At 66.2% G+C, this 24,918-nt stretch carries 25 protein-coding genes; 15 read left to right on the top strand and 10 right to left on the bottom strand.

Annotated elements, in window-relative coordinates:
• Positions 1-10: 10 nt before the first annotated feature.
• The 4 genes from METLW3_RS0101375 to METLW3_RS0101360 form a co-directional block, all read right to left on the bottom strand.
• Entirely contained in the window at positions 11-2,290 is a 2,280-nt protein-coding gene (locus METLW3_RS0101375) for an NADP-dependent malic enzyme (protein WP_024878230.1), read from the bottom strand.
• Positions 2,291-2,440: 150 nt separating this feature from the next.
• Complete coding sequence (locus METLW3_RS0101370; RefSeq protein WP_024878229.1) at positions 2,441-3,001, bottom strand: LemA family protein; 561 nt, start codon at positions 2,999-3,001, stop codon at positions 2,441-2,443.
• A gap of 135 nt (positions 3,002-3,136) precedes the next feature.
• The gene (locus METLW3_RS0101365; RefSeq protein ID WP_024878228.1) at positions 3,137-3,556 is read right to left on the bottom strand and encodes a hypothetical protein; all 420 of its coding nucleotides are present in this window, start codon (positions 3,554-3,556) and stop codon (positions 3,137-3,139) included.
• Positions 3,553-4,005, bottom strand: coding sequence for a hypothetical protein (locus tag METLW3_RS0101360; protein ID WP_245267200.1), 453 nt, complete (start codon positions 4,003-4,005; stop codon positions 3,553-3,555). The genes METLW3_RS0101365 and METLW3_RS0101360 overlap by 4 nt, the downstream gene beginning before the upstream one ends.
• A 608-nt stretch (positions 4,006-4,613) precedes the next feature.
• On the opposite strand from METLW3_RS0101360, the gene def reads away from it, so the two are divergent.
• Genes def through truA form a run of 3 tightly spaced genes read left to right on the top strand, consistent with a single transcriptional unit; the run spans position 4,614 to position 6,890 of the window.
• A complete protein-coding gene (gene def / locus METLW3_RS0101355) occupies positions 4,614-5,150 on the top strand; it encodes a peptide deformylase (protein ID WP_024878226.1) in 537 nt (178 codons plus the stop codon).
• A 7-nt stretch (positions 5,151-5,157) separates the two neighbouring features.
• Positions 5,158-6,087, top strand: a complete 930-nt coding sequence (gene fmt / locus METLW3_RS0101350; protein WP_024878225.1) for a methionyl-tRNA formyltransferase — start codon at positions 5,158-5,160, stop codon at positions 6,085-6,087.
• Between the two features lie 2 nt (positions 6,088-6,089).
• A complete protein-coding gene (truA, locus tag METLW3_RS0101345) occupies positions 6,090-6,890 on the top strand; it encodes a tRNA pseudouridine(38-40) synthase TruA (protein ID WP_024878224.1) in 801 nt (266 codons plus the stop codon).
• A gap of 13 nt (positions 6,891-6,903) precedes the next feature.
• Here truA and METLW3_RS0101340 read toward each other — a convergent pair whose 3' ends face one another.
• Entirely contained in the window at positions 6,904-7,218 is a 315-nt protein-coding gene (locus tag METLW3_RS0101340) for a hypothetical protein (protein ID WP_018267229.1), read from the bottom strand.
• Between the two features lie 305 nt (positions 7,219-7,523).
• Between METLW3_RS0101340 and METLW3_RS28685 the strand changes: the two genes are divergently transcribed.
• The gene (locus tag METLW3_RS28685; RefSeq protein ID WP_198022728.1) at positions 7,524-7,688 is read left to right on the top strand and encodes a hypothetical protein; all 165 of its coding nucleotides are present in this window, start codon (positions 7,524-7,526) and stop codon (positions 7,686-7,688) included.
• 9 nt (positions 7,689-7,697) lie between these two features.
• On the opposite strand, the gene METLW3_RS0101330 is transcribed toward METLW3_RS28685, so the two are convergent.
• Complete coding sequence (locus METLW3_RS0101330) at positions 7,698-8,939, bottom strand: GNAT family N-acetyltransferase (RefSeq protein ID WP_024878223.1); 1,242 nt, start codon at positions 8,937-8,939, stop codon at positions 7,698-7,700.
• 146 nt (positions 8,940-9,085) lie between these two features.
• On the opposite strand from METLW3_RS0101330, the gene METLW3_RS0101325 reads away from it, so the two are divergent.
• Positions 9,086-9,325: a zinc ribbon domain-containing protein gene (locus tag METLW3_RS0101325; protein WP_024878222.1), complete on the top strand. Its 240-nt coding sequence runs from the start codon at positions 9,086-9,088 to the stop codon at positions 9,323-9,325.
• Positions 9,326-9,367: 42 nt separating this feature from the next.
• Here METLW3_RS0101325 and METLW3_RS0101320 read toward each other — a convergent pair whose 3' ends face one another.
• Positions 9,368-9,712: a glyoxalase/bleomycin resistance/dioxygenase family protein gene (locus METLW3_RS0101320; RefSeq protein WP_024878221.1), complete on the bottom strand. Its 345-nt coding sequence runs from the start codon at positions 9,710-9,712 to the stop codon at positions 9,368-9,370.
• Positions 9,693-9,890, bottom strand: coding sequence for a ribbon-helix-helix protein, CopG family (locus METLW3_RS0101315; protein WP_024878220.1), 198 nt, complete (start codon positions 9,888-9,890; stop codon positions 9,693-9,695). The genes METLW3_RS0101320 and METLW3_RS0101315 overlap by 20 nt, the downstream gene beginning before the upstream one ends.
• Before the next feature lie 120 nt (positions 9,891-10,010).
• On the opposite strand from METLW3_RS0101315, the gene METLW3_RS0101310 reads away from it, so the two are divergent.
• The 7 genes from METLW3_RS0101310 (at position 10,011) to METLW3_RS0101270 (ending at position 17,735) form a co-directional block, all read left to right on the top strand.
• Complete coding sequence (locus tag METLW3_RS0101310) at positions 10,011-10,847, top strand: class I SAM-dependent methyltransferase (protein ID WP_024878219.1); 837 nt, start codon at positions 10,011-10,013, stop codon at positions 10,845-10,847.
• 30 nt (positions 10,848-10,877) lie between these two features.
• Positions 10,878-11,828, top strand: coding sequence for a 50S ribosomal protein L11 methyltransferase (locus METLW3_RS0101305; RefSeq protein ID WP_024878218.1), 951 nt, complete (start codon positions 10,878-10,880; stop codon positions 11,826-11,828).
• Positions 11,829-12,276: 448 nt separating this feature from the next.
• Complete coding sequence (locus tag METLW3_RS0101300) at positions 12,277-12,786, top strand: GNAT family N-acetyltransferase (RefSeq protein WP_024878217.1); 510 nt, start codon at positions 12,277-12,279, stop codon at positions 12,784-12,786.
• A gap of 159 nt (positions 12,787-12,945) precedes the next feature.
• A complete protein-coding gene (locus METLW3_RS0101290) occupies positions 12,946-14,760 on the top strand; it encodes an aminopeptidase P family protein (protein WP_024878216.1) in 1,815 nt (604 codons plus the stop codon).
• Between the two features lie 331 nt (positions 14,761-15,091).
• Positions 15,092-15,883, top strand: a complete 792-nt coding sequence (locus METLW3_RS0101285) for an NAD kinase (RefSeq protein WP_024878215.1) — start codon at positions 15,092-15,094, stop codon at positions 15,881-15,883.
• A gap of 402 nt (positions 15,884-16,285) precedes the next feature.
• Complete coding sequence (locus METLW3_RS0101275) at positions 16,286-16,912, top strand: hypothetical protein (protein WP_024878213.1); 627 nt, start codon at positions 16,286-16,288, stop codon at positions 16,910-16,912.
• 127 nt (positions 16,913-17,039) lie between these two features.
• The gene (locus METLW3_RS0101270; protein ID WP_024878212.1) at positions 17,040-17,735 is read left to right on the top strand and encodes an outer membrane beta-barrel protein; all 696 of its coding nucleotides are present in this window, start codon (positions 17,040-17,042) and stop codon (positions 17,733-17,735) included.
• 121 nt (positions 17,736-17,856) lie between these two features.
• Here the strand turns inward: METLW3_RS0101270 and METLW3_RS0101265 are convergent, their stop codons facing one another.
• Positions 17,857-19,050: a DUF2336 domain-containing protein gene (locus tag METLW3_RS0101265; protein ID WP_024878211.1), complete on the bottom strand. Its 1,194-nt coding sequence runs from the start codon at positions 19,048-19,050 to the stop codon at positions 17,857-17,859.
• 219 nt (positions 19,051-19,269) lie between these two features.
• Between METLW3_RS0101265 and METLW3_RS0101260 the strand changes: the two genes are divergently transcribed.
• From METLW3_RS0101260 to METLW3_RS0101250, 3 genes are all read left to right on the top strand, one after another.
• Positions 19,270-19,980: an aldolase/citrate lyase family protein gene (locus METLW3_RS0101260; protein WP_024878210.1), complete on the top strand. Its 711-nt coding sequence runs from the start codon at positions 19,270-19,272 to the stop codon at positions 19,978-19,980.
• Positions 19,981-20,218: 238 nt separating this feature from the next.
• Positions 20,219-22,684, top strand: coding sequence for a YfhO family protein (locus METLW3_RS0101255; RefSeq protein WP_024878209.1), 2,466 nt, complete (start codon positions 20,219-20,221; stop codon positions 22,682-22,684).
• Positions 22,685-22,753: 69 nt separating this feature from the next.
• Positions 22,754-23,722 carry a hypothetical protein gene (locus METLW3_RS0101250; RefSeq protein WP_024878208.1) on the top strand — a complete coding sequence of 323 codons (969 nt, stop codon included), beginning with the start codon at positions 22,754-22,756 and terminating at the stop codon, positions 23,720-23,722.
• Between the two features lie 72 nt (positions 23,723-23,794).
• Here the strand turns inward: METLW3_RS0101250 and METLW3_RS0101245 are convergent, their stop codons facing one another.
• Positions 23,795-24,814 (bottom strand): TorF family putative porin, encoded by a 1,020-nt coding sequence (locus tag METLW3_RS0101245; protein ID WP_024878207.1) that lies wholly within the window; start codon positions 24,812-24,814, stop codon positions 23,795-23,797.
• Positions 24,815-24,918: the final 104 nt, after the last annotated feature.

The following is a 24,918-nucleotide window of genomic DNA, read 5'->3' as shown; positions in this document are numbered from 1 at the left end:
AGGCGCCGCCCTAACCCCCGACCCCGAAAGCCGCCAGAGCGGCCATATTGACGATATCGGCGTCGGTTGCGCCCAATTGAACGATTTGGATCGGCTTGTCGAGCCCGACGATCAGCGGACCCAGCACCGTCGCCCCGCCCAGCTCCTGCAGCATTTTGGTGGCGATGGAGGCGGAGTGAAAGGCCGGCATTATCAATACGTTCGCGGTATCACTGAGACGCGAGAACGGGTAGGCCGCCATGGCGTGACGGCTGAGCGCGACATCGGCCGCCATCTCGCCCTCATATTCGAAGTCCACGCGCCGCGAATCGAGCACGCGCACAGACTCGTGCACGCGGGCCGTGCGCTCGCCCGGCGGATAGCCGAAAGTGGAGAAGGCGAGCATGGCGACGCGCGGCTCGAGGCCGATGCGCCGCGCCACCCCGGCCGCCTCTATCGCTATATCGGCGAGATCGGCGGCCTCCGGCATTTCGGTGATCGCCGTGTCGGCGACGACGACGATGCGCCCATGCGCCAGCACCAGCGAGACGCCGATCAGCCTGTGTCCCGGCTTCTGGTCCACGACATGGCGCACGTCCTCGAGCGCATTGGAGAAATTGCGGGTGACGCCCGTCACCATGGCGTCGGCGTCGCCCTGCGCCACCATGGCCGCAGCGAAATGATTGCGGTCGGTGTTGATGAGGCGCTGACAGTCGCGGAACAGGAATCCCTTGCGCTGCAGGCGCTCGAACAGAAATTGCGCATAGACGCCATTGCGCGAGGAGAGCTTGGCGTTGTGCACCTCGATCTGATCGCCGAGCTCGAGGCCGGCGTTGCGCGCGGTCTGCGCGACGCGATCCTCGCGGCCGACGAGAATGGCGCGCCCCAATCCCTGCGTGACGAAGGAGAGCGCCGCGCGAATGACCTGCTCCTCCTCGCCCTCGGCGAAGACGACGCGCTTGGGATCGCGCCGCACGCGATCATAGATCGTGTGCATCAGCCCGGCGATCGGATCGCGGCGCGCCGAGAGCTCGGCGCGATAGGCGTTCATATCGACGATCGGATGGCGCGCGACGCCGGAATCCATCGCCGCTTTGGCGACGGCCGGCGACACGATGGAGATGAGGCGCGGATCGAAAGGCGCAGGGATGAGATAGTCGCGGCCGAAGCGCGGCCGCGCGCCCTGATAGGCGTTGGCCACCTCGTCCGGCACATCCTCGCGCGCCAGCTCGGCGAGCGCCTTCGCCGCGGCGATCTTCATTTCCATGTTGATCGTCTTGGCGCGCACGTCCAGCGCGCCGCGGAAAATGTAGGGAAAGCCCAGAACATTGTTGATCTGGTTGGGATAGTCGGAGCGCCCCGTGGCGACGATGGCGTCCGGCCGCGCGGCCAGCGCCTCCTCCGGCGTGATCTCGGGATCGGGATTGGCCATTGCGAAGACGATCGGATCGGGCGCCATCGTCTTCAGCATGTCGGGCGTCAACGCGCCTTTCACCGAGAGACCGAAGAATATGTCGGCGCCGTCCAGCGCCTCGGCGAGCGTGCGCGCGTCGGTGTCCACCGCATGCGCGCTCTTCCATTGATTCATGCCTTCGACGCGGCCGCGATAGACGACGCCCTTGGTGTCGCAGAGCGTGACATTCTGCGGCGCGAATCCCATCGCCTTGGCGAGATCGAGACAGGCGATGCCCGCGGCGCCCGCGCCATTGCAGACGAGGCGCGTGTTCTTGATGTCGCGGCCGGTGAGATGCAGCGCATTCAACAGGCCGGCGCTGGAGATGATCGCGGTGCCGTGCTGATCGTCGTGAAAGACGGGAATGTCCATCAATTCGCGCAGGCGCTCCTCGATGATGAAGCATTCCGGCGCTTTGATATCCTCGAGATTTATGCCGCCGAAGGAGGGACCGAGATAACGCACGGCGGCGATGAAGGCCTCCACCTCCTGCGTGTCGATCTCGAGGTCGATGGAGTCGATATCGGCGAAGCGCTTGAACAGCGTCGCCTTGCCTTCCATCACGGGCTTGGCCGCCAGCGCGCCGAGATTGCCGAGGCCGAGGATGGCCGTGCCATTGGTGATGACGGCGACCAGATTGCCCTTGACGGTATAGTCATAGGCGAGGGACGGGTTTTCCGCGATCGCCAGCACGGGGGCGGCGACGCCCGGCGAATAGGCGAGCGAGAGATCTCGCTGCGTCGCCATGGGTTTCGTGGGCACGACGGCGATTTTGCCGGGGCGCCCGCGTGAGTGGTAGAGCAGAGCCTCCTTGTCGGTGAAGACAGGACGTTCGCGCTTCGGAGGCTTTTCCGCCATTTTTCCCCCTCTCGGTCCGAATCATCGGATTGCCGGGGGCACTTAGCAAGAGGTTTGCGACGACAATATGCCGAAGCTCCGGGCCGCGGCCCGAGCCCCCCGGCGCTGCGCGGGAGCGGCGGGGCGGAACGGCCGTGGGGGAGGCGCGCCTTAGAACTGCACCTTGGGGGTTTCCTGGACGGCCTTGCGCTCGCCCTCCTCGAGATTGAAGAACTCCTGCGGGACAAAGCCGAAGGAGCCGGCAAAGAAAGCGGCTGGAACGCTCTCGCGGGCGGCGTTGTATTCGGCCGAGGCGTTGTTGAAGAAGCGCCGCGACGCCGCGATCTTGTTCTCCACGTCGGACAGCTCGCTCTGCAGCTGCTGGAAATTCTGATTGGCTTTCAAATCGGGGTAATTCTCCGCCAAGGCGAACAGCCGGCCGAGCACGCCGTTCAGCGCGCTCTCGGCTGCGGCCTGCGCCTGCGGGCCATTGGCCGCCACCGCCTTATTGCGGGCCGCGACGACCTCCTCGAGCGTGCCGCGCTCATGGGCGGCGTAGCCCTTCACCGTCTCCACCAGATTGGGGATGAGATCGTGACGCTGCTTGAGCTGCACGTCTATGTCCGAGAAAGCCTGACGGCAGCGCTGGCGCAGAGTCACCAAGCCGTTATAGGAGCCGATGAGCCAGAGGACGGCGAGAACCAATACGCCGAGAAGGACGAGAGCGGTCATTTGGGGCTCCTTGATCTTCCCGCCGCACGCCAGCGGCGGAATGCGCAAGTCGTATCCGGCTTTCGCGACCCGCGAAAGTGCGCCGACGCACAATGGAGCGAGACCCAACTGTCGAGCGCAAATCTGCCGAAAGCCTCATAGGGGCAAAGAACGAAGCCTGACATTCTTGCCGATCGGAATTTCATGCATCGAAGGCGGCGCGATCAATTTGGTGACGGCCTCGATTTCTGGCCACTTCCAGACGATCGTGGCCGCCACCTGATGCAGCGGCGTCTTCTGATATGCGGGCGCAAGAACGAAGCCGTGAAGACCGGCCGAGCGCAACGCAGCGCGTTCGGCTGCATTTTTCAGGATGCGGCCGTCTCCCGAAACGAACATCCAAGCGTCGGGACTTTTCCGCAGAAAGTCGATCCATTCGAAATCGGAGGCATGACGGCCATTGGGCAACCCCGGCGCGTCTTTGATATGAAATGCGCGATGTCCAAATGATGAAACAAAGCCGTCTAAAGTCGACGCCATGACCGGCGCTGTGCAGTTGTCGAACAGCACCTTCACGCCGCAAGCCGCCGCTCTAGCTCGGCCTCGAACTCGACAGCGCGTCTGACCGAGGTCTCGGGGACGTCAAACGCCAAGGCGGCCGTCTCGACCCCGTCTCGATTTGCCGCCACGGCCAAGACTGCGGTCGGCACGCTCGTCGAAGCATCGATCGGCTGGCCGAACGACCTCCCTGGATCGACGACGATGCTCGTGCGGCGCCCGGCCGGCCACCATTGGAAAGGCGCCCCTTTATCATCGAAATCGACCGACTTCAGCAATGGCTCGATGATCTGCTTGAACTCGTATTGACGCCGGAACAGGTTCAACAATCCTTCGCGCTCTTCACCATGCTCGTCGGTTTCGGCGACGCGCAGAAAAATGTCTCGACCGTCTGTCCGAAATCGATCGGTCGACAGCGGCCGCTCATCGCCGATGATCTCGCGCGCGATCTGGATCGCCGCGCGCACGCGTCGGGACGAGACTCCGCAACGCATGAACTTGTCGGCAATTCGCGCTTCCATGAGATCGCGAAATCCCAAATAGACATGGCCATTGTCGAGGTCGATTTGCGATTTCCAAAGCGGAGCATATTCATGCTCGCCGACCTGATGGCCGCGCAGCCACCGCGCCAGCTTTCCAGGAGCGATCGCGAGGAGACGGCCCGCCTCCGCCGGGGTGTACAACCCCACGCCTATGAGATTTTCCATGAGCGCCTCCTGCGCCGTCATAGATTCAGCGCGATGATGCGCTGTCAACAAAATCCTCGGCTAGAGCGCTCATCAAAGTGGATCGTTCGGTCGATCAGAGGACAGGGGTCCGACGACCCTGTCTGCAACCCTCGAGAAAATGAGGAAATTTAGCCGCCTAGGGGAGCGGAACACGGCGCGTCCGGGCTCTGCCGCTCGGCGTCGGCGCCCTCCTCCGATCACTTACATTGCGGAGCGAAGCGGAATATAATCTGCGGCAAAGCCGCGCCGGCGTCCATTTGACGGAGACGGGGCGCATCCCTATTTCGACGTCGAGAGACCTCGACCGCGAGAGACCTTCGACCGCGAGACCTTCAGGCGCGACAGCAATGGCCATTCGTCCCATCATCACCCTGCCCGATCCGCGGCTGCGGCTCGTCTCCGAGCCCGTCGCGACCTTCGACGGCGAGCTTCAGCTTCTGCTCGACGATATGCTCGAGACCATGTACGAGGCCCCAGGCGTGGGCTTGGCGGCGATTCAGATCGCCGTACCCAAGCGCATCGTGGTCGCCGACGCAACGCGCGGCGACGAGCCGAAGAATCCCATGTTCTTCATCAATCCCGAGATCGTCTGGGTCTCCGAGGAGCTGTTCGTCTATCAGGAGGGCTGCCTCTCGGTCCCCGATTATTTCGAGGATGTGCAGCGCCCGGCGCGCGTGCGCGTGCGCTATCTCGACCGCACCGGCGCGACGCAGGAGATCGAGGCCGATGGGCTGCTCGCCACCGTGCTCCAGCACGAGATCGACCATCTCGAGGGCGGCCTCTTCATCGACCATCTCTCCCGGCTGAAGCGCGAGCGCGTGGTGAAGAAATTCGCCAAGGCCGCGGCGCGCGCCGCCCCCGTCGCCGACAAGGTCGAGGCGTAACGCCCTCATGCGCGTCGTCTTCATGGGCACGCCCGATTTCGCCGCGCCTCTGCTCGAAAAAATCATCGCCGACGGCCATGAGATCGCGGCCGTCTACACGCGCGCGCCGGCGCCGGCCGGCCGCGGCATGGAGCTGAAGCTCTCGCCCGTCCATCGTCTGGCCGAGACGCTCTCCATTCCCGTCTTCACGCCCAAGAGCTTCAAGAACGCCGAGACCATCGGCGCCTTCGCCGATCTCCACGCCGATGTGGCGGTGGTCGCGGCCTATGGGCTCATCCTGCCGCAGGCGGCGCTGGATGCGCCGCGTTTCGGCTGCCTCAATCTGCATGGCTCGCTGCTGCCGCGCTGGCGCGGCGCGGCGCCGATCCAGCGCGCGGTGATGGCCGGAGACGCCGAGACGGGCGTGATGGTGATGAAGATGGAGGCCGGGCTCGACACCGGCCCCGTCGCCGCGACGGCGCGCGTCACAATCGGCGAGGATATGACGACGGGCGAATTGCACGACGCGCTCGCCGCCGCCGGCGCCGAGCTGATGGCCAAATCGCTGCGCGATCTCTCAGTGGGCGCCCTCGCCTTCACGCCGCAGGCGGAAGAAGGCGTGACTTACGCGCAAAAGATCGAGAAGAGCGAGAGTCGCATCGACTGGCGGCGCCCGGCGCGTGAGATTCACAATCTCGTGCGCGGGCTCTCGCCTTTTCCCGGCGCTTTCTTCGAGAGCGATCTCGGCCACGGCGTCGAGCGCGTGAAAGTGCTGCGGACCAAGCTCGAGACAGGTGAAGGCGCGCCCGGCGCAGCGCTCGACGACAAAGGCCTCATCGCCTGCGGCGAGGGCGCGCTCCGGCTCGTCGAGGTACAGCGCGGCGGCAAGGCGCCGATGGCCATTGCCGAATTTCTACGCGGCCGCCCGCTCGCGCCGGGCATGACGCTGGCGACCTGACAATGACGGCCACAATCGAGGCGGGTTCCCCACCTCCCGCGGAAGGGGAGGGTGAACGCGCGACATTCCGCTACGCTCTCACCATCGAATATGACGGCTCGCCCTTCGTCGGCTGGCAGCGGCAGGAGAATGGCGTCTCCGTGCAGCAGCGGCTCGAGGAGGCGGTTTCGGCGCTCGAAGCCGGCAAGCGGCGCGTGCTGCATGGGGCCGGACGCACCGACGCCGGCGTGCATGCGCTGGGGCAGGTCGGCCATGTCGATCTCTCGCGCGAGTGGCGCGAGGATCGGCTGCGCGACGCGCTCAACGCTCATTTGCGGCCGTCGCCGATCGCTGTGCTGGAGACGCGCCGCGTCGCGCCGACATTCGAGGCGCGCTTTTCGGCGATCCGCCGGCATTATCGCTATGTGATCGACAATCGCCGCGCGCCGCTGACGCTGCAGCTCGGCCGCGCCTGGCATGTGAAGCGCCCGCTGGACGCGCAGGCCATGCACGAGGCCGCGCAGGCGCTGGTCGGCCGGCATGATTTCACGACGTTTCGCTCGACCGAATGTCAGGCCAACTCGCCGGTGCGGACGCTGGAGCAGCTCGACGTGCGGCGCATGGACGACGTCATAGAGATCGTCACCTCGGCGAGGTCATTCCTGCACAATCAGGTGCGCTCGCTGGCCGGCTCGCTGGAGCATGTGGGCTCCGGCAGATGGAGCGCAGAAGATCTGCGCGCGGCGCTCGAGGCGAAGGACAGAACCCGCTGCGGTCAGGTCGCCCCGCCGCATGGGCTCTATCTCGTCGCTGTGGATTATTGAGCGCCTCTCCGACTTACTCGATACCCGCCTCGCGATTGCGCATGTTGATGGCGTTGCGCAGCTGCTCGTTGATCGCGACCGGATCGGTCGGCGAAGGCTTGGCCTGCAGCAGCGCGCCACGCACCAGGGAGGCCTCCTCGGCCGTCAGAACCACCGGGCCGGCCATGAAGGCTGCGTTGGGCAGCGTGTGCAGAATCCTCAAGCGATTGGGATGGTCCTTGACCTCGACGACGCGATCGGCGACCGGCTTGCCGTCCACACAGACATAAGGACCGATGACTTCGACTTTGTGGCCATCGTCGGTATTTCTGATGAAAGTCGTTTGCATTGTCGTCGCCACTCGTGCTGGGTTGAACTTCGCGCAAAATGGCAGCAAGTTTCGTGCCGGCTAGCGCCGGCGCCGGATCAGCCGCACCAACGCCACGCTGACCAGCCCGCCGAGACAAAGAGCCGCCGCGAGCTCCGCCTAAAGCATGCTGAATCCAAAGGCGAGCGGCATTTCTCCGCTGTCCGGCGCGGGCGGCGGGGCGTAGAACTAAACGCAGTGCTATTCCCGCCGCGCCCAGCCTGCCACGCCCATGAGCGCGAGGAAGAGGCAGAAACCGACATAGAGCCGTAAGATCGAGCCCCGCCATGACCGAGGAAGGAAAGAAAAACCGCCAGCCGCCGCCGCCCAAGAAGAACGCCGCGGCGCTGGCCACCGCGCTCAGGGCCAATTTGCGCCGACGCAAGGCGGCCGCGCAATCGCCCAGCGAGGGTGAGAACGGACCGACGCCGAAGACGGCGCCTTCAGGCTGATCCGACGCCTCACGATTCGGCGTCGCCCGCCTCGTCGCGGCGGAAGGGCAGGCTCGCCTCATAATCGGCGATCGACTCGTCGACCGCCACTTTCTCGCGCGAGAGAAATTCGACGATCGCGGTCCGCAGCCGCGGATCGGCGAAATCATGCGCCGAATGGGTGGCGACGGGCCGATAGCCGCGCGCCAGCTTGTGCTCGCCCTGCGCGCCGGCCTCCACGCGCTTATAGCCATGGCGAATGGCGTATTCGATCGCCTGATAATAGCAGACCTCGAAATGCAGGAAGGGCCGCTCCTCCAGCGCGCCCCAATTGCGGCCGTAAATCGCGTCGTCGCCGAGAAAATTGATCGCCCCGGCGATGTAATGCCCATCGCGCCGCGCCATTATCAGGAGGATGCGGTCCGCCATCGTCTCGCCGATGCGATCGAAGAAATCGCGCGTCAGATAGGGCCGTCCCCATTTGCGCGCGCCCGTGTCCATATAGAAGGCGTAGAATTTCTCCCAATGCGCGGGCTGTATGTCCGCCCCGGTCAGAAGATCGATCGAGACGTCGTCGCCCAGCGCGTCGCGGCGCTCGCGCTTGATCGTCTTGCGCTTGCGCGAGGAGAGCGCGGCGAGGAAATCGTCGAAATTCTGGTAGCCTTCGTTGAAGAAATGGAACTGCTCGCCGGCGCGCGGCGCGAAGCCCTCGGCCGCCAGCGCGCCGACCTCGCCCTCTGTCGCGAAGGTGACATGGATGGAGGAGGCCTCCGCCGCCTGACGCAGCGCGCGCAGCGCATGGATCAGGCCCGGCAGCGCGCCCTCCGGCGCATCGCGGGCGATGAGCAGCCGCCGCCCTGTCGCCGGGGTGAAGGGAACCGCCACCTGCACCTTGGGATAATAGCGCCCGCCGGCGTTCTCATAGGCCTGAGCCCAGCCGAAATCGAAGACATATTCGCCCATGCTGTGCATCTTCACATAGGAGGGCGCGGCCGCGACGAGGCGGCCTTCGGCGTCTTCCAATATCGTGTAGAGCGGCGTCCAGCCGCTGCGCCCACCGACCGATTTCGAACGCTCGAGCGCCAGCAGGAAGGCGCTGGAAATAAAGGGATTATGCCGCTCGCCCCCGGCCTCCTCGGCGGTGAGCCCGGGCGGATTGGCGAGCGCGTCCCAGGCCGCGGCGTCGATCTGCTCGAGCGAGGGGATGAAACGGGCCGTCAGACGAGTGGAGGACGTCGAATGATCGGAGGACCTCGAATGATCGGAAGACATGGCGCCCGCGGTTTTGGAGAGAGCTGCACAATCTAAGCGAAGCGAAAGATGTTCCAATCGGCGTTTTCGTCCGCGCGTCGCCGGTACGGTTATTGCTTCAAAAATAGGCGCCTATCCGCCGACGAGAGGAATGGACGAGGGAACGAATGCCGCTCTACTCCTATGAATGCCAAGATTGCCATGCGGAGTTCGAACTGCTGATCAGCGCTTCGGACACGCCCGTCTGCCCGTCCTGTGGAAGCGAGAAATTGCAGCAGCAGGTCGCCAAGATCTGCGTCGAGATCAAATATCCGGCCATTGCCAGATCCTGGCGCAAGGCGGCCGCCGCCGAGGGCGAGCTGTCCAATTTCAGCAAGAAGGAAATTGAAGCGAAGCCGAAGAGCTGACGGGCGCGCCTTCGGCTCTTCGCTCATGGCGTCTCGCCGGCGTCAGCGTCTGGCTGGCGCCTGCAGGCTCCATATCCGCCCATCGGGATCGCGGATGGTCATTTCCCGCGTTCCCCAATGCGTATCCGCAAAGGGCGAGACGATGTCGATCGACGGGTCGAGGCGAAACGCCTCCTCGTCGGCGACATTCAGGACTAGGCGCGTCTGCGGCGTCTCGCTCTCCGGGATTTCGGCGATGAAGAGATATGGTCCGGCGCCGTTGTGGAGCTGGCCGGAGCTGTGATCCGTCTCGAACTCCAGAGTGTAGCCGAGAGACTGGAAGAATTTCGCCGCTTTGCCCCAATTGTGGGTGGTCAGGAAAATGGCTTCAACGCCCTTTGTCGTCATCTCGGCTCTCCTCCTTCGGTGACTGTGCAGGCTGCTCGCGCGCGTCGAGATAGGCGCGCAGCGCGGCGGCGACCAAGGCCGAGAGGGATTGCTCCGTCTCGATGGCATGGTGCTTGACCCGCCGGATCAGTCCCAGCGGCAAATACACGTTGAACTGCTTGACCTCGTCATCCGCCATGAATGCTAGCATACTAGCATTCTAGCAGGAGTCGAGCGGAACAGACATTTCCCTTCCGCTTGACCTTCGACCGACTTCACGTCGTAGATCGAGCGATCCAAAAGGCAGGGGAGAGCGGGCGTGAGCGAGCCGAACGAGGCGCAATCCGCATTGTGGAACAAACGCGGCGGGGAAATATGGGTCGAGCAGCAGCCCATGCTCGACCGGCTGTTTCATCCCTTTGCGGACCTATTGGCCGAGACGGTGAAAGCCGCCGGCGCCCGTCGCGTGCTGGACATAGGTTGCGGCGCAGGGTCCACGACGCTGTCGGCGGCCGAGCGTCTGGACGGCGGACAATGCGTCGGCCTCGATATCTCATCCACCATGATCGAGGCCGCCCGGCGGCGGGCCAAGGCCGCCGGCCTCGGCAATATCGGCTTTGTCGTCGCCGACGCCCAGACCTATGATTTCGAGCCCGCGCAATTCGACGCGATCATCTCGCGCTTCGGCGTAATGTTCTTCGCCGATCCGCGGGCGGCCTTCGCCAATCTGCGGCGCGCGGCGGCGCCCGGCTGCCGGCTCGTCTTCATCGCCTGGCGGGGGCCGCAGGATAATTCTTTCATGCTCGCCGGCGAGCGCGCGGCTTCCGCTTTTCTCCCCGAGCTTTCGTCCTTCGATCCCGAAGCGCCCGGCCGCTTCGCCTTCGCCGATGCGCAGCGCGTGCGCGAGATTCTCGCGGACGCCGGATGGGAGCGGATAGAGATCGCCCCGCTCGACGTCGCCTGCACGCTGAAAGAGCAGGAGCTCGACGTCTACGCCACGCGCATGGGCAAGCTCGGCCAATTGCCGCCCGACCTCGACGAGGCGACGCGCGCCCAAATCTACGAGGCGGCGCGGCGCGCCTACGACCCTTATGTCACAGCCGGCGAGGCGCGATTTCCCGCCGCCTGCTGGCGCGTCGAGGCGCGCGCCGGGTGACGGCGCGGCGTGGGCGTGCTAAGCGCGCGCATGCTCGAAGGACTTCCCCCCAATGGCGCCAGCCACGGCCTGCGCCTCGTCTGCGACCAAACATCCGCGCGCGCCATCGCCGATCTCGTGGTCGAGACCTTCGACCCGGCCGAGACCGCGGCCACGGCTTTCGAGGAGCCGGATGAAAAAAGCTGGGCCGTCGAAGTCTATTTCGGCGATCCGCCCGACGAAGCGCAGATCCGCGCGCTGATCGAGGCCGCCGCGGGCGCGGAGGCGGCCGGGGCCGCGCAATTTTTCGAGATTTCGCAGAAGGATTGGGTCGGGGCCTCGCTCGAGGGGCTGCGGCCGGTGCGCGCCGGGCGCTTCCTCGTTCATGGCTCGCATGATCGCGGCCGCGTGGGCGCGAGCGACATCGGCATAGAGATAGAGGCGGCGCTGGCCTTCGGCACCGGCCATCACGGCACCACGCTCGGCTGCCTGCTGACGCTGGCCGAAATCTGCAAGCAGCGGCGCCCGCAGAATGTGCTGGATGTGGGGACAGGCACCGGCGTGCTCGCCATCGCCGCCGCACGCCTGCTGCGACAGCCCATCGCCTGCGGCGATATCGATCCTGTGGCGGTGGAGACGGCGGGCGTCAACGCGCGCTTCAACGGCGTCGGCGATCTGGTGCGGCCTGTCGTCGCCGTGGGCGTGCGCCATCCTGCGCTGGCGCCGGACCGTTATGACCTGATCTTCGCCAATATTCTCGCCAAGCCGCTGCGTCTGCTCGCACCCAAGATCGCCGCCGTCGCCGCGCCGGGCGCCGAGCTCGTGCTCTCCGGCCTGCTGGCGCGCGATGTGCCGGGCGTGCTCTCGGCCTATCGCGCGCAGGGCTTTTCGCTGGCGAAGCGCCGCGACATAGACGGTTGGGCGACCCTGCTGCTGCGCAGCGGCGGCGCCGCGCCCCGGCCGGAATGGCGCCTGCCCGACGACGAGGACGACGAGGATTGAAGGACCTTCGGCGCGCAATCGCCGGAAGAGGCGTTTTCACCTCCCCCTCGAGGGAGGAGGTCGAGCGCGAATGCGCTCGGGAGGGCGTGACGCCCCGAGTCTTTGCAGTTGAACCCCACCCCGTCCGGCTATCGCCGGCCGACCCTCCCCCTGAAGGGCAGGGTGGACGCGCATTTTCCGGCGTTCGTTCGATTGCCCATGGATACGTCTACGCTCGAGTTCGGCTGCGGCGCGAAGCGTGAAACGCAGCATCACAGTCCGTGCTTCGACCAGATGGCGCGGATTTGCTCCTCGGTGGCGAATTCACCGCGACCGCCGCGACGGCCTCGTCGAGAAGTTTGGTCACAAAAAACTATTCTAGCGCGAAGCGCAGGAAGCGGCTTCGATTCACAAATCGGCGCGCGCCTTGCTACGCGAGACGGGACGAAAGAGGGATGCGACCGCGACCATGGCGCTGACGATCCGCCGGCTCACGACTGCCGACGCCGCCGAGTTCCACGCTCTGCGGCAGGAGGGATTTCGCCTGCACGAGCGGGAGTTTCGCTTCGCGCCGGAGGATGAGGCGCATCTCACGCTCGAGGATGTCGCGGCGCGGCTGGCGCGCGATTTCGTCGTCGGCGCTTTCGAGGGCGAAACGCTGCAAGGCGTCGCCGGTCTCGCGGGCTTCGCCGGCGCCAAGACGAAGCACAAGGCGCTGCTATGGGGCATGTATCTGCGCGAGCGCCACAGAGGCGCGGGCGGCGCCGACGCGCTGATGGCCGCGCTGATCGAACATGCGCGCGCGACTTATGAGATCATCACGCTGACCGTGATGCGCGACAATGCGAGAGCGCTGCGTTTCTACGCGCGTTGGGGATTTACGATCTATGGCGTCGAGCCGGCGTCTGTGAAGACGGCGGAGGGCGCCTATCTCGATGAAGCGCTGATGGCGTTGCGGCTCGCCTCTAGCGCTATTTGAATTGCATGTTCTTTTCCGAAAACCGCTTGGCGCTTTTCGGGAACATGCCGAAGCCGTGATCGAATTGCATGTTCCTTTCCGAAAACCGCTTGGCGCTTTTCGGGAACATGCAGTCGCCGCGATATTGCCGCAGAGCGGGGAAGGGCATAGGTTCGAGACATGTTCGAGAGCAGATTCCAGAGCTTTGCCGACGACGCCAGCGGGCAGGACAGCGCGGAGCGCCTCGCGGCCCTGCGCGCCGAGCTCGCCCGCCTCGAGATCGACGGCTTCATCGCCCCGCGCGCAGATGAGCATCAGAACGAATATGTGCCGAAATCGGCGGAGCGCCTCGCCTGGCTCACCGGCTTCACCGGCTCGGCCGGAGTCGTCGTCGTGCTCGCCGACAAAGCCGCGCTGTTCGTCGATGGGCGCTATACGCTGCAAGCGCCCGAGCAGGTGGACACGAAACGCGTCGCCGTTCTCGACATCGCCAAGACGGCGCCCTCGCGCTGGCTGGCCGAGACCGCGAAGCAAGGCGCGCGCATCGGCTATGACCCCTGGGTGCATACGCCCGCGCAGATCGACCGCTACGCCAAAGCGCTGGAGGGCAGAGGCGTCACGCTGGTTCCGCTCGAGCGCAACCCGATCGACGCTGTTTGGACCGATCGGCCGGAGCCGCCGCAGGGCGCCATCTCGCTCTATCCGCCGCGGCTCGCCGGCGTCGCCGCCAAGACGAAGATCGCGCGCGTGCGCAAGGCGCTCGGCGAGGCGGATGCGCTGCTCGTCTCCGATCCGCATGCGCTCGCCTGGCTGTTCAATCTGCGCGGCGCCGATGTCGCGTATACGCCGATCGCGCTCGCCTTCGCCGTCCTTCCCAGGGAAGGCAAGCCGCTGCTCTATGTCGACCCCGCCAAGCTCTCGGCCAAGACGAGAAACAGCCTCGAAGGACTCGTCGACATTTACGAGTCTGCGGATGTCGTCGAGGATCTCGCTGACGCTGGCGCGCGCGGCTTGACGATCTTGTTCGACTCCGGCACCGCGCCGGCGAAGCTCGTCGAGCTCTTCCGCGCGAAAGGCGGCAAGCCCAAGCTCGGCGACGATCCGATCGCGCTGCTGAAGGCGATCAAAAACGACATAGAGCTCGAGGGCGCGCGCACCGCGCATTTGCGCGACGGCGTGGCGCTGACGCGCTTTCTCGCCTGGTTCGCGGAGACGGCGCCCAAAGGAAAGCTCACGGAAATCTCCGCCGCTCAGGCGCTCGAGACCTTCCGTCGCGAGAGCGGCGAGCTGCGCGATCTCTCCTTCCCCACCATCTCCGCCTTCGGCCCGCACGCCGCCATTCCGCATTATCGCGTGACCGAGGCGAGCGATCTGCGCATCTCGCGCGGCTGCTATCTCGTCGATTCCGGCGCGCAATATCTCGACGGCACCACGGATGTGACGCGCACCATCGGCGTCGGCCGGCCCTCGCGGCAATTGCGCGAGCATTTCACCCGCGTGCTGCAGGGCCATATCGGCGTCGCCCGCGCCGTGTTTCCGGTGGGCGTCAGCGGCGCGCAGCTCGACGCTTTCGCGCGCCGCAGCCTATGGGAGGCGGGGCTCGATTTCGATCATGGCACGGGCCATGGCGTCGGCGCCTATCTCTCCGTGCACGAGGGGCCGCAGCGCATTTCGAAGCTCGGGACGACGCCCTTGCAGCCGGGCATGATCCTCTCCGACGAGCCGGGATATTATCGCGCCGGCGAATATGGCATTCGCCTCGAGAATCTGATCGTCGTCGAGAAGCGCGAAATCCTCGGCGCCGAGCGCGAGATGCTCGGCTTCGAGACGCTCACCCTCGCGCCTTTCGATCTCGCTCTCGTCGATCCGAAGCTCTTGAGCGTCGAGGAGACGCGCTGGCTCAACGCCTATCATGCGCGGGTGCGCGCGGAATTGTCGCCGCATCTCGACGCTAAGACGCGCAAATGGCTGGCGCAGGCGACGCGCAAGCTCTGACGCGAAGGTCGCGCTGCGCTTTTACCCTCCCCTTTAGGGGGAGGGTCGGCCGGCGGGTAGCCCGGCGCTTGCGACGGGCGTTCTCTTAGAAGGCCCTATGGCCGGACGGGGTGGGGTTCACCGGCAAAGACTCGGCGGCGCCCCCTCCCGATCGCCTACGGCGCTCGACCTCCCCCTCGAGGGGAAGGTGGAAACGCCTCTCCCGGCGCCACTTCTCGTTCACGCGATCGCCTGCGGCGCGGCCTCCCGTCCCGTTTCCTTCCGACCTTGCCGGGTGTATGGAGTTCGGCCTTCGCCGCCGTCAGCGCGGCCCGCCGAGCCAGGTCCACCCATGTCCGTGTCCGGCGAAACGCCGAACAATCACAAGCATCTCGCCTTTCTCTCCTCCGGCACGCCGGAGGCCGATGAGGCGAGGGCGCGGCTCGTCGCCAAATATGGCGAGGTTCCGCCGGAGGAGGCCGATTGCATCGTCGCGCTCGGCGGCGATGGGCTGATGCTGCGCACGCTGCATCGCTTCATGGGCGCCGGCAAGCCGATCTACGGAATGAACCGCGGCTCCGTCGGCTTTCTGATGAATGAATATCGCGAGAGCGGGCTGCGCAAGCGCATCGCCGAATCCAAGCCCTCGATCATCCATCCGCTGCTGATGCGCGCGACCAACACGCATGGCGACGAATTCGCCGCCCATGCGATCAATGAGGTCTCGCTGCTTCGCCAGAGCTCGCAGATCGCCAAGCTGCGCATTTTGGTGAATGGCAAGGAGCGCCTGCCGGAGCTCATCACCGATGGCGTGCTGGTGGCGACGCCGGCCGGCTCCACCGCCTATAATCTTTCCGCCAATGGCCCCATATTGCCGCTGGACGCGCCTTTGATGGCGCTGACGCCGATTTCCGCCTTTCGCCCGCGGCGCTGGCGCGGCGCGCTGCTGCCGGATGCCGCCAAGGTGCGGCTGGAAGTGCTCGAGGCGGAGAAACGCCCCGTCTCCGTCGTCGCCGATCACGACGAATTCCGCGACGCGCTGCAAGTCGACATCGAGATGGATCACGGCGCCGATCTCATCCTCCTGCACGACGCCGGGCATTCTCTGGAAGAGCGCATTCTTCGCGAGCAGTTCGGCTATTGAGGACTCACGGCGCGACGCTCCCGCGTCGAGGACGCGCGGCTTCGCGATTCGACCGCGCCTCCTCGCGGTAGTCCAAGACGCCTCAACCTGGCCGACTCGCGAGAACTCCGTCGACTCGTCCCAGCGCGTCTGGCGCGCGACCATCGAGATCGTCAATGGGCCGAGCGGTCTTGCCGCTCCACGGTCGCCGGACGAATTGCGCAAATTCGTCGGCGCGCAAGGGCGGGCGTCGCCTCATGCGATGCGCCCGTGAACCGCTCGATCGAGATATCGCCGCTCAGGTCGATCTTCGGCGCCCGTCTCGCGGTCGCGAGCGCGCCATCGCAACGCGCGATAAAATATAATTGAAACACTCAGTTTTTAATGTGAAACATTAAATTATAGACGATTTAGATGAGACCGATGATGCGCAATGCTTTCCTTGCCCCGGCGCTCCTCGCCATGCTCGGCGGCTGCGGCCATATTCCCGTGTCGACGCTATGGGCGCTGCGCGGTCTCGATGCCTCGACGCTCTCGCCCGAACGGCTGCGCGCCGCGGTGCGCGTTCCCGACGCGCTCGAGCCGCGCCCCGACGGCGTGACGCTGGAGATCGGCTGGTGGCGGGACGGCCGGGAAAGCGAAAAGCGCACAGTGAAATTCGTCCTGCGGGAGACCAAGTCGTCCGCTGACGTCGAGCCGCTCGCGGGCGAGCGAAAGGCAGGGACGCGCATCCACGCATTTCGCGTCGATCCGGCCGATATCGAGAAGATTCGCGCCCTTCAGACCGAAACGCGCGCGGAAATGGCGAAAGGCGGCGGCAAGACCCATGGAACGCTCGGCATCGGCGCCGAAGCGTGCCGGCGCGGCGACCTCCCCGAAGGTCCCGTGATGATGACCACCTTCATCCGCGCGGGCGTCGAGCGCGACTATCTGACTCTGCTCGACGGCGTCGATCTGCGCGCGGCTGTGGGAGCGGACAAGAGCTTGGACGAGCTTGCGCCCCCTTGCGCGAAATTCGCCAACCGCGTCGACGCGGCGTCCGCGCGATGATCTCGCAAAAGCCCATTCGCGCGCCGCCGCGCTGACGCGCTCCCCAGAACCGTCTCCATCCTCTCGACGTCGAAGCGGACGCTTCGTCGAACGCCCTCCCCATGCTTCCACAACGGAGCTTTTCCCAATGAAATACCTGCCCATTCTCGCCGCCGCGTTGCTGTCCTTTTCCACCGCCCGCGCCGCCGATCTCGGCGCTCGCCGCTCGGCGCCGCCTGCCCTCGCTCCACCGCCGGCCTTTCTGTACAGCGGATTTTACGTCGGCGCACAGGCCGGCTGGCTCGGCTACGCCGACCGCGCCCATGTTTTCGCGCCGAACGACGTGTCATTGGCGCGCGTCACGGCGCGCGGCGGCGGCTTCGTCGGCGGCGTTCACGCCGGCTATGACTGGCGCGTCGGTCCGCTGGTCCTCGGCCTCGTCGGCGATGTATCGGGCGCGCGGGCCGTCGGCAACGCATTCGAGCCCTTCGGCGTCGCCATTCGCGACCAGCTCGGCGCGCAGGGTTCCCTGCGCGCGCGGGTCGGCTATGCTTTCGACCGGCTGCTGATCTACGCCACCGGCGGATTGAATGTCGCGGATGCACGCCACGACTACCGCGCGCCCTGGGCGAGCGACTCCCGTCATTTCCTCGTCGCCGCGCCGACCGTCGGCGTCGGCGTCGAATACGCCTTCACCGACCGCTGGAGCGGACGGCTGGAATATCGCGTGAGCGGCGTCGGCGCCCCGCGAGAAACGTCGCGCATCCTGCCATCGACGCTGGTGCGTCACGAAGCCGGCGCCGGCGCCGCGACGGTGGGCGTGAGCTATCGCTTCGGACCTTGAGGCCGAAGCGGAGGCGATAGGGGAAGGCAGCTCGATCGATCGGCGGGGCCCCTTCGAAATCCCGCTGGCGACGCTATCCGCGACATTCGCGCGCGTGACGGGCAGGCCCCGCGCGACTTCGCTAGGCTGCGAGCAGCTGCGCCTCCAGCGCCGCCATATCGACGAGCGACTCTTGCGTCAGCGCGGCGGCCGCTTCGCGCGCGTCCTCGCGCAGCGCCTCGGCCTCGAAACGGCGCAGCAGCGCCATCAGCCGATCGAGCTCGCCGGAATTGACATGGTCGCAAGATGTCAGCACGCGCTGCACCATCGCCAGCGACAGACGCGCGCCGGAAGGAACGCCCGCGTAACCAAAGGCGCGCTGCGCCTCCAGCGCGGCGCGATAGGCCGGCAGGAGATTGGCCGGCATCCCCGCGCGCGCATAGAGCGCCGCGAAGCCGGCGCCGTCGTAATCCCGCGTCAGGCCGGCGACCTTCTCCTCGTCCACACCGGACAATTCGGCGAGCGTCGCCTCGAACAGCGCGCGATTGCCGGAGAGCAGCGCGCGCAGAGCGAGGCTCGGCGTCAGCCGCGCCTTGCGGCGCAAATGGCCGACCAGCATGCGCACGCCTCTGCGGCCCTCGCTATCGTCGGCCGAGGCGGCGATGACGACATTGGCCTTGTCGCGCGCCTCCTGCATGATGCGGCGGGTGCGCTCGGGCGACAGCCAATCGCGATCCAGCACGAAGGAAGCGAGGCTCGCCGCCGTCGCCTCGACGAGATCGACGCGCACCGCCGCCGGCAGAAACGGCCGACCGAGCAGCGCCTCGCGCAGCTGGGCGTCATCGCCGAAACGCTCGATCATGCGGCGCATGGCGAAGGCGGGAAGCTCTGCGCCGGGATTGACAGCGAGCGAGATCAGCGCCTCGCAGGCGCCGATCTCGGCGATGGCCGAGGCGAGGCCGGTCGGCACATGGGCGCGCAGCGCAATGGCGCTCTGCGAGAAGACGTCGCCGATCGCGGCGCAATCGATCAGCTCGCTCTCCGTGAGCAGCGGCGAGCGCGACAGCACCATGGCCGCAATGTCCGACTGATCATTGGCCAACGCCGAGACGATGGAATGCGGCGCGTTGGGCGCGCCGGCGAAGGCCTTGGCGAGCGCGCGGCGCACCAGCGGCGAGGGATCGTCGAGCAGAGCGGCGAGCGCCGTCTCCGCCTCGCGCTTCATCGCGGCGTCGAGATCGCTCACCAGATAGGCGCGCGCCAGGGCGGCTGCGCCTTCCACTCTGAGGGCCGTCGGCGCGCTTTGCGCCCATTGCAGAAAATTTCTCACGATCATCGGCGCTCTGGGCTCCGCCCTAGAGTCTTTTCGTGTTTCCCTGAAACCTGAAAAGACTCTCTGCTTTTGTTTTGACGCGTTTCCAACGCCGAACCGGCGTCCACTTCGGCTGGAAACGCCCTAGGTGCTCGACCTGACTTGACGCGATCCTGGGCAGAATCGCGACTTATGGTAAATGCCCGCTTAAGATCACGGCGGCGAATGGCGGAAGCAGCGAAGATGCGGTCCTTTCTTCTCGTCCCACCGCGCGAGGAGGCCTTTTCCGCCGCTCTCGCCAGCGGCGCCGATGCGCTGGCGCTCGATCTCGGCGATCCCGCGGACCCTGCCCGTGAGTCGATGCGGCGGCGGGCGGCCGCGCTCATCGAGCGGCCGCGCCCGCCGGGGCTGCGCCTCTATGCGCTGATCGCGCCGCTCGGCGCCGCCATAGACGCCGATCTCGCGGCGCTCGTCGCAGCGGGCGTGGACGGCGTATTTCTTCCGCAGGCCTGCGGCGGAGCGAGCGTGCAGCATCTTTCCGCCAAGCTCGCCGTGGCGGAGGCCGAATGCGGCCGCGCGGACGGCGCCACGCGCATCATCGCCCTGGCGACGCAGACGCCCGCCGCCATATTCGCGCTTTCGAGCTATGGCGGCTCCTCCTCCCGCCTCGAGGCGCTGGCCTTCGATACGGAGCCGCTGCGTCGCGCCCTTCGAGCCGCGCCGGATGGCGCGGCCGCGCCGCTGGCCATCGCCCGCTCTCTGCTGCTGCTGGGCGCCGCGGCGGCCGGCGTCGCGGCGATCGACGCGCCTTTCGCCGATCTCGCCGACGCGGCCGGCCTCGCCGCCGAATGCCGCGCCGCCCGGCGGGACGGATTTGCCGCGAAGCTCGCCCTCAATCCCGCACAAATCCCACCGATAAACCAGACTTTCGCCGCGGACGCGCCTGCGTTATAGAAGGCGGGGCCCGAACGTTCATCACGAGTTCATGAAGGTGAAATCAATCTGAGCCATTCGGAAAGGGCGGGAACGGGTTTTCAACAGATCCTGCTTTTTTCATCAGAGCCCGAGCATTCTTCGTCGCCGTGGCGACGAGCGCCTGCCCGGACGTCCCGCGTGAGAGGCGAGCCGCCATCGCGCGACGCCGCCCGCCGGCGCCGCCAGAGCGCTCGCGATAGTCGAGACAGGTTCGAAAATGTCGATCAGCGACCGCCCGCTCGGCGCATTGACCGCCGAGGACACCCCGCTCGCGCTCATGGAGACGCGTCGGGCGCTCGCCGGACCCGATTCCGCCCACGCCCATATATGGACGCGCCGAGACGCCCTCCTCGCCTTTGCGGGCGTCGCCCTCTTCATGGCGCTGGCCGCCGGCCTATGGGCGGCGAGCGGTGCGGTGGTGCCCTGGGACTCCAAAAATCACTTCTATCCCATGTTCCGCTTTCTCGGCGAGGCGCTGCGCCGGGGCGACGCGCCGCTCTGGAATCCCTATCATTTCGCTGGACATCCCGCCGTCGCCGATCCGCAATCGCTGATCTTCGCGCCGACATTCTTCCTCCTGGCGCTGCTGCGTCCCGCCGCGACGATGCAGGAGTTCGATCTCTTCGTGCTGGCGCATCTGCTGATGGGCGGCGCCGGAATATTGGCGCTCTGCGCACGGCGCGGCTTCGTCCCCTCGGCCTCCGTGCTGGCGGGAATGATCTTCATGCTGGGCGGGGTCGCCGCAGCGCGGCTCCAGCATACGGGGATGATCATCTCCTACAGCTTCTTCCCGCTCGCGCTGCTGATGCTGGAAGTCATGCTGGAGCGCCCGCGCCTTCTCAACGGCGTCGGCTTTGGAATTCTCGCCAGCCTCATGGCGCTGGGGCGCGATCAGGTCGCCTATCTCTTCTGCCTCGTGCTGATCGCCCGCCTGCTCTACGCCGCCGCCGTCTCCCGCCGGCCGCTGGACTATCTGCTCGGCCGCTGGCCGGCGCTGCTGGCCGCGGGCGCGACGGGCGGCGCGATTCTCGCCGTTCCCGTGCTGCTGACGCTGCAATTTCTGGCGACCTCCAACCGGCCGGGCATCGCCTTCGGCGTCGCGGCGGCCGGCTCGCTGGCGCCCGTCAATCTCGCCACTCTGCTCGCGCCCGATATCTTCGGCTCGCTGGACAAGAGCTATGATTATTGGGGTCCCGGCTATGACACGATCGCCGCGCCGGACTGGACCGACCGCGCCATCAACTATCTCTTCATCGGCGCCGCGCCCGTCGTTCTCGGCTTCTGGCATGGCCTCGCCGGCGGGCGCATCTTCGCCAAGGAGATGCGCTTTTTCCATTACATGCTCGCCGCCGCGCTGATCTACACGCTCGGCCGCTGGACGCCGGTTTTCTCCGCCATCTATGATTTCTTCCCCGGCGTGTCGCTGTATCGCCGGCCGGCAGACGCGGCCTTTCTGCTCAACGCCGGCTTCGCGCTCAGCGCCGCCTATCTGCTGCATCGCTATGTCGCCCATGGCGCGCCGCGGCCCTTTCAGAAAATGCCGCGCGCTCTCGCCCATGGGCTCGCCGCCGCGGCGGTGGGCGTCACCCTCGCGCTGATCCTCGGCGGGCTGGCCTTCTCCTTCGCCCATGGCCATGGCATGGAGTCGCTCATCGCCGTGGCGGCGTCGCTCGCCACCGCCGGCGCTGCGGCGGCGGCTCTGCAGCTCGGCGACAAATTCGACAAGCGCAGCCTCGTCGCCATTCTTCTCGTCGCCGCGACCGGGGGCGAGCTCTTGTGGCGCAACGCCGCCGATCCGCTGAACGCGGAGCCGGCAACGCGCTACTCCATTCTCAACGAGGCCTCGCCCGCCGAGCGCGGCGCCATAGCCGCGCTGCGCAAGGATATTTCCGAGCGCGCCGCCAAGGGCGAGCGCCCGCGCGTGGAAATTCTCGGCCTGCCGGGCGGCTGGCAGAACGCCTCCATGATTCTCGGCCTCGAGGACACGCTCGGCTATAATCCGCTGCGCATCGCCGATTATGAGCGCGCCGTGGGGCCGGGCGACAATGCCGTCGACCCCAATCTGCGGCATTATCCGGGCACGTTCCGCGGCTATCGATGCAAGCTGGCGCGGCTGCTCGGCCTCGATTATCTCGTGCTCGGCCGCCCCCTGACGCGCATGCCGCGGCATATGCCGCGACCCAACGCCCTGCCGATCTTCGTCTCCGACCAGATCTATGTCTACAAGCTCGGCCGCGCCGCGCCGCGCGCCTATTTCGCGACCCGCGTGATGGGCGTCGACTCCGATGCGGCGATCGCCGATGACAATATTCCCGATTTCGAAGGCGCCCGCGAGGCGCTGGTCGATCAGGGCGATCTCCCCAAGCTCGATCCGGCCCTCGCCGATCCGGCGGCGGCCGGCGGGCCGGAGGGCCATGCGACCATCGTCTCCTATGAAAGCGAGCGCATTCTCATCGACGTCGAATCGGAAAAGGACGGATTGCTCGTCCTCCACGATCTCTATTATCCGGGCTGGGAGGCGCGGGTGGACGGCGCGCCGGCGCCGATCGTGAAGGCGAATATTCTGTTCCGCGGCGTGCCGACAGCGAAGGGACGCCATCGGGTGGAATTCCTATTTCGGCCGTTTTCCCTCGCCAATCTCGCCTCCGCCGCCTCCACCCTGCTCGATCATCGTGAGGAGTGACAGGGCGGACGGCGGACGTCACAATAGCCCGTCGAATCCGGGCGTCTCGCCCCCTCCAATTTGCGGCGCATGAAGCTTCTCATCCTCCACACCTCGAGGTTGCTGCTCGCCTCGACGATGCTCGTCGCCGGCGCCGGCTGCGCCGCCGCGCAGACCGCCGCTCCGCCCGCCCAGCAGAAGGGCCGCTCGGCCAAGCCCGCCGCGCCCGCACCCTCATCCACCCCGGCGGAGGAGGAGAAGCCGGCTGCTGGCGCGACGCTGCGCCTCTCCGCCGTGCTGACGCAGAGCGATTCCGCCGCGCTGCGCAGCGGACTGGTCTGGCGGATTTTCGAGGACGCCGCGCAGCCGGACGGCTCCCGCAAGCTCGTCGCGGAATCGCGCGAGGCGAGCTTTTCCGAGCAATTGCCCGATGGCGCCTATATCGTCCATGTCGCCTTCGGCCTCGCCGGGGCGACGCGCCGGGTCGTCATGGAAGGCCGCAATGTCAGCGAGAGGCTGGCGCTCAACGCCGGCGGCCTGAAGCTCATCGACACTCTGGGCGACAATCAGCTGCCGGCGCAGCGTCTCGCCATCTCCATCTATGTGCCGGAACGGGGTAACTCCGAGGCCAAGCTGGTGCTCGCCAATGCCCGATCCGGCGAGGTGCTGTGCCTGCCCGAGGGCGCCTATCACATCGTCTCGACGCTGCTCGATGTGAGCCAGGGGTCGCAGGGCGACAACAATACGACCAATTCCGTCGTCACCGCCGATTTGCGCGTTCCCGCCGGCAAGGTCACGGAGGCGACGCTGCGCCATCACGCCGCGACGATGACGCTGAAGCTGGTGAAGGCGCCGGGCGGCGAGGCGCTGGCCAACACCTCCTTCTCCGTGCTGACGCCGGGCGGCGACGTGATCCGCGAATTGATCGGCGCCTTTCCGTCGCTGGTGCTGGCCGAGGGCGAATATGTCGCCATCGCCCGCCGCGAAGGCAAGACCTTTCAGACGACGTTCAAAGTGACCTCGACGCAGGATCGCGACGTCGAAATCCTCACGCAATGACTGACAAAAAAACGGACCCGCGTGGCCGCGGGTCCGTCTTTCGAAGGATGAAGTCGAAAGAGTTCGACGGCCTTACTTGAAGGTCGCCGAGCTGAAGTCGATGGACAGCGAGGCGACGAAGCGCGCGCCGCACCAGCTCGACGAGCTCTGGCCGGTGAGCGTGTTCACCGAGGCCACGTAATTGCCGGCCGGGTCGGACGTGTTCAGGAAGCAGCCCGCGCGGGTCAGATTGGAGTCGTAGTAGCGCAGGTCGAGCGTCACCACGTTCCAATTATAGGACGCGCCGACGTTCCAGGTGTTGTAGCTGGCGAATTTGAAGCCCTTGGTGCCCAGAATGCCGGTCGCCAGGAAGGCATAGTCCGGATCGATATAGCTGCCGCCATAGGCCGGGCTCGAATTGCCGATGTAGTAGTGGCCGAAGGCGCCCGAGAGCGACAGCCCCGAATAATCGGTGTTGGCGAAGGGAACGACCTTGGCGTTGATCTCGGAATACAGCGCGTGGGCGCTATAATTGTTCCAGTTCGGAGCATAGGCGATCTGGCCGCCGAGCGTCAGATAGTCGTTCACCGCCCAGCTCGGCTTGAAGTAGATCTCGACATAGCTCGGGTCGAAAGCCGTGGTGGGGAGGGCGGTGTAGGAGTTCTTGAACGTCGTGACCGGGATCGCGCCGCCGATGAACCACTGCTGATGGTTGCTCGGATAGGCGTAGTAGATCGCGCCGAAGTCCAGCGTCAGCGGACCCCAGGTGGGGCGGATGCCGGCGGTGATGTCGATCTCGGCGAGCGGGCTCGTGGCCAGCGTCACATTGGTGGCGGCGAGGCCCGTGTAGAACCAGCCGTAGCGCAGCTCCTCATAGACGCTGCCGGCCGGGCGGTGGGCGCTATTGGAAATGCCGCGGACAATATAGTCCGACATGAATTTCGCGCCATAGGCGTAGTCGAAGCCGGCGTCGAAAACGTCGAGATTCGGTTCCGGCCAAGCGACCAGCGGCTTGGCGGGCTCGGGCTTGGCGGTCTTCGCATCATCGGCGGCATAGGCGCCATTCGCAAAGAGCGCGAGCGCGGCGACGCCGGCAAACAGGACGGATTTCATAGTCTTAGGCTCCCCGATACTGGAATCGTTCTCGTCGCGATTGTTGCGATAAAGCGCGTAGGCACTCAAGCGGAACAGGGAAGCAATTGCCTAGATCTCGAGCA

Source organism: Methylosinus sp. LW3, from assembly GCF_000527115.1.
Taxonomy (GTDB): domain Bacteria; phylum Pseudomonadota; class Alphaproteobacteria; order Rhizobiales; family Beijerinckiaceae; genus Methylosinus.
Note: the sequence above shows the minus strand (reverse complement) of the source record. Positions and strands in the feature narration are given on the sequence as shown.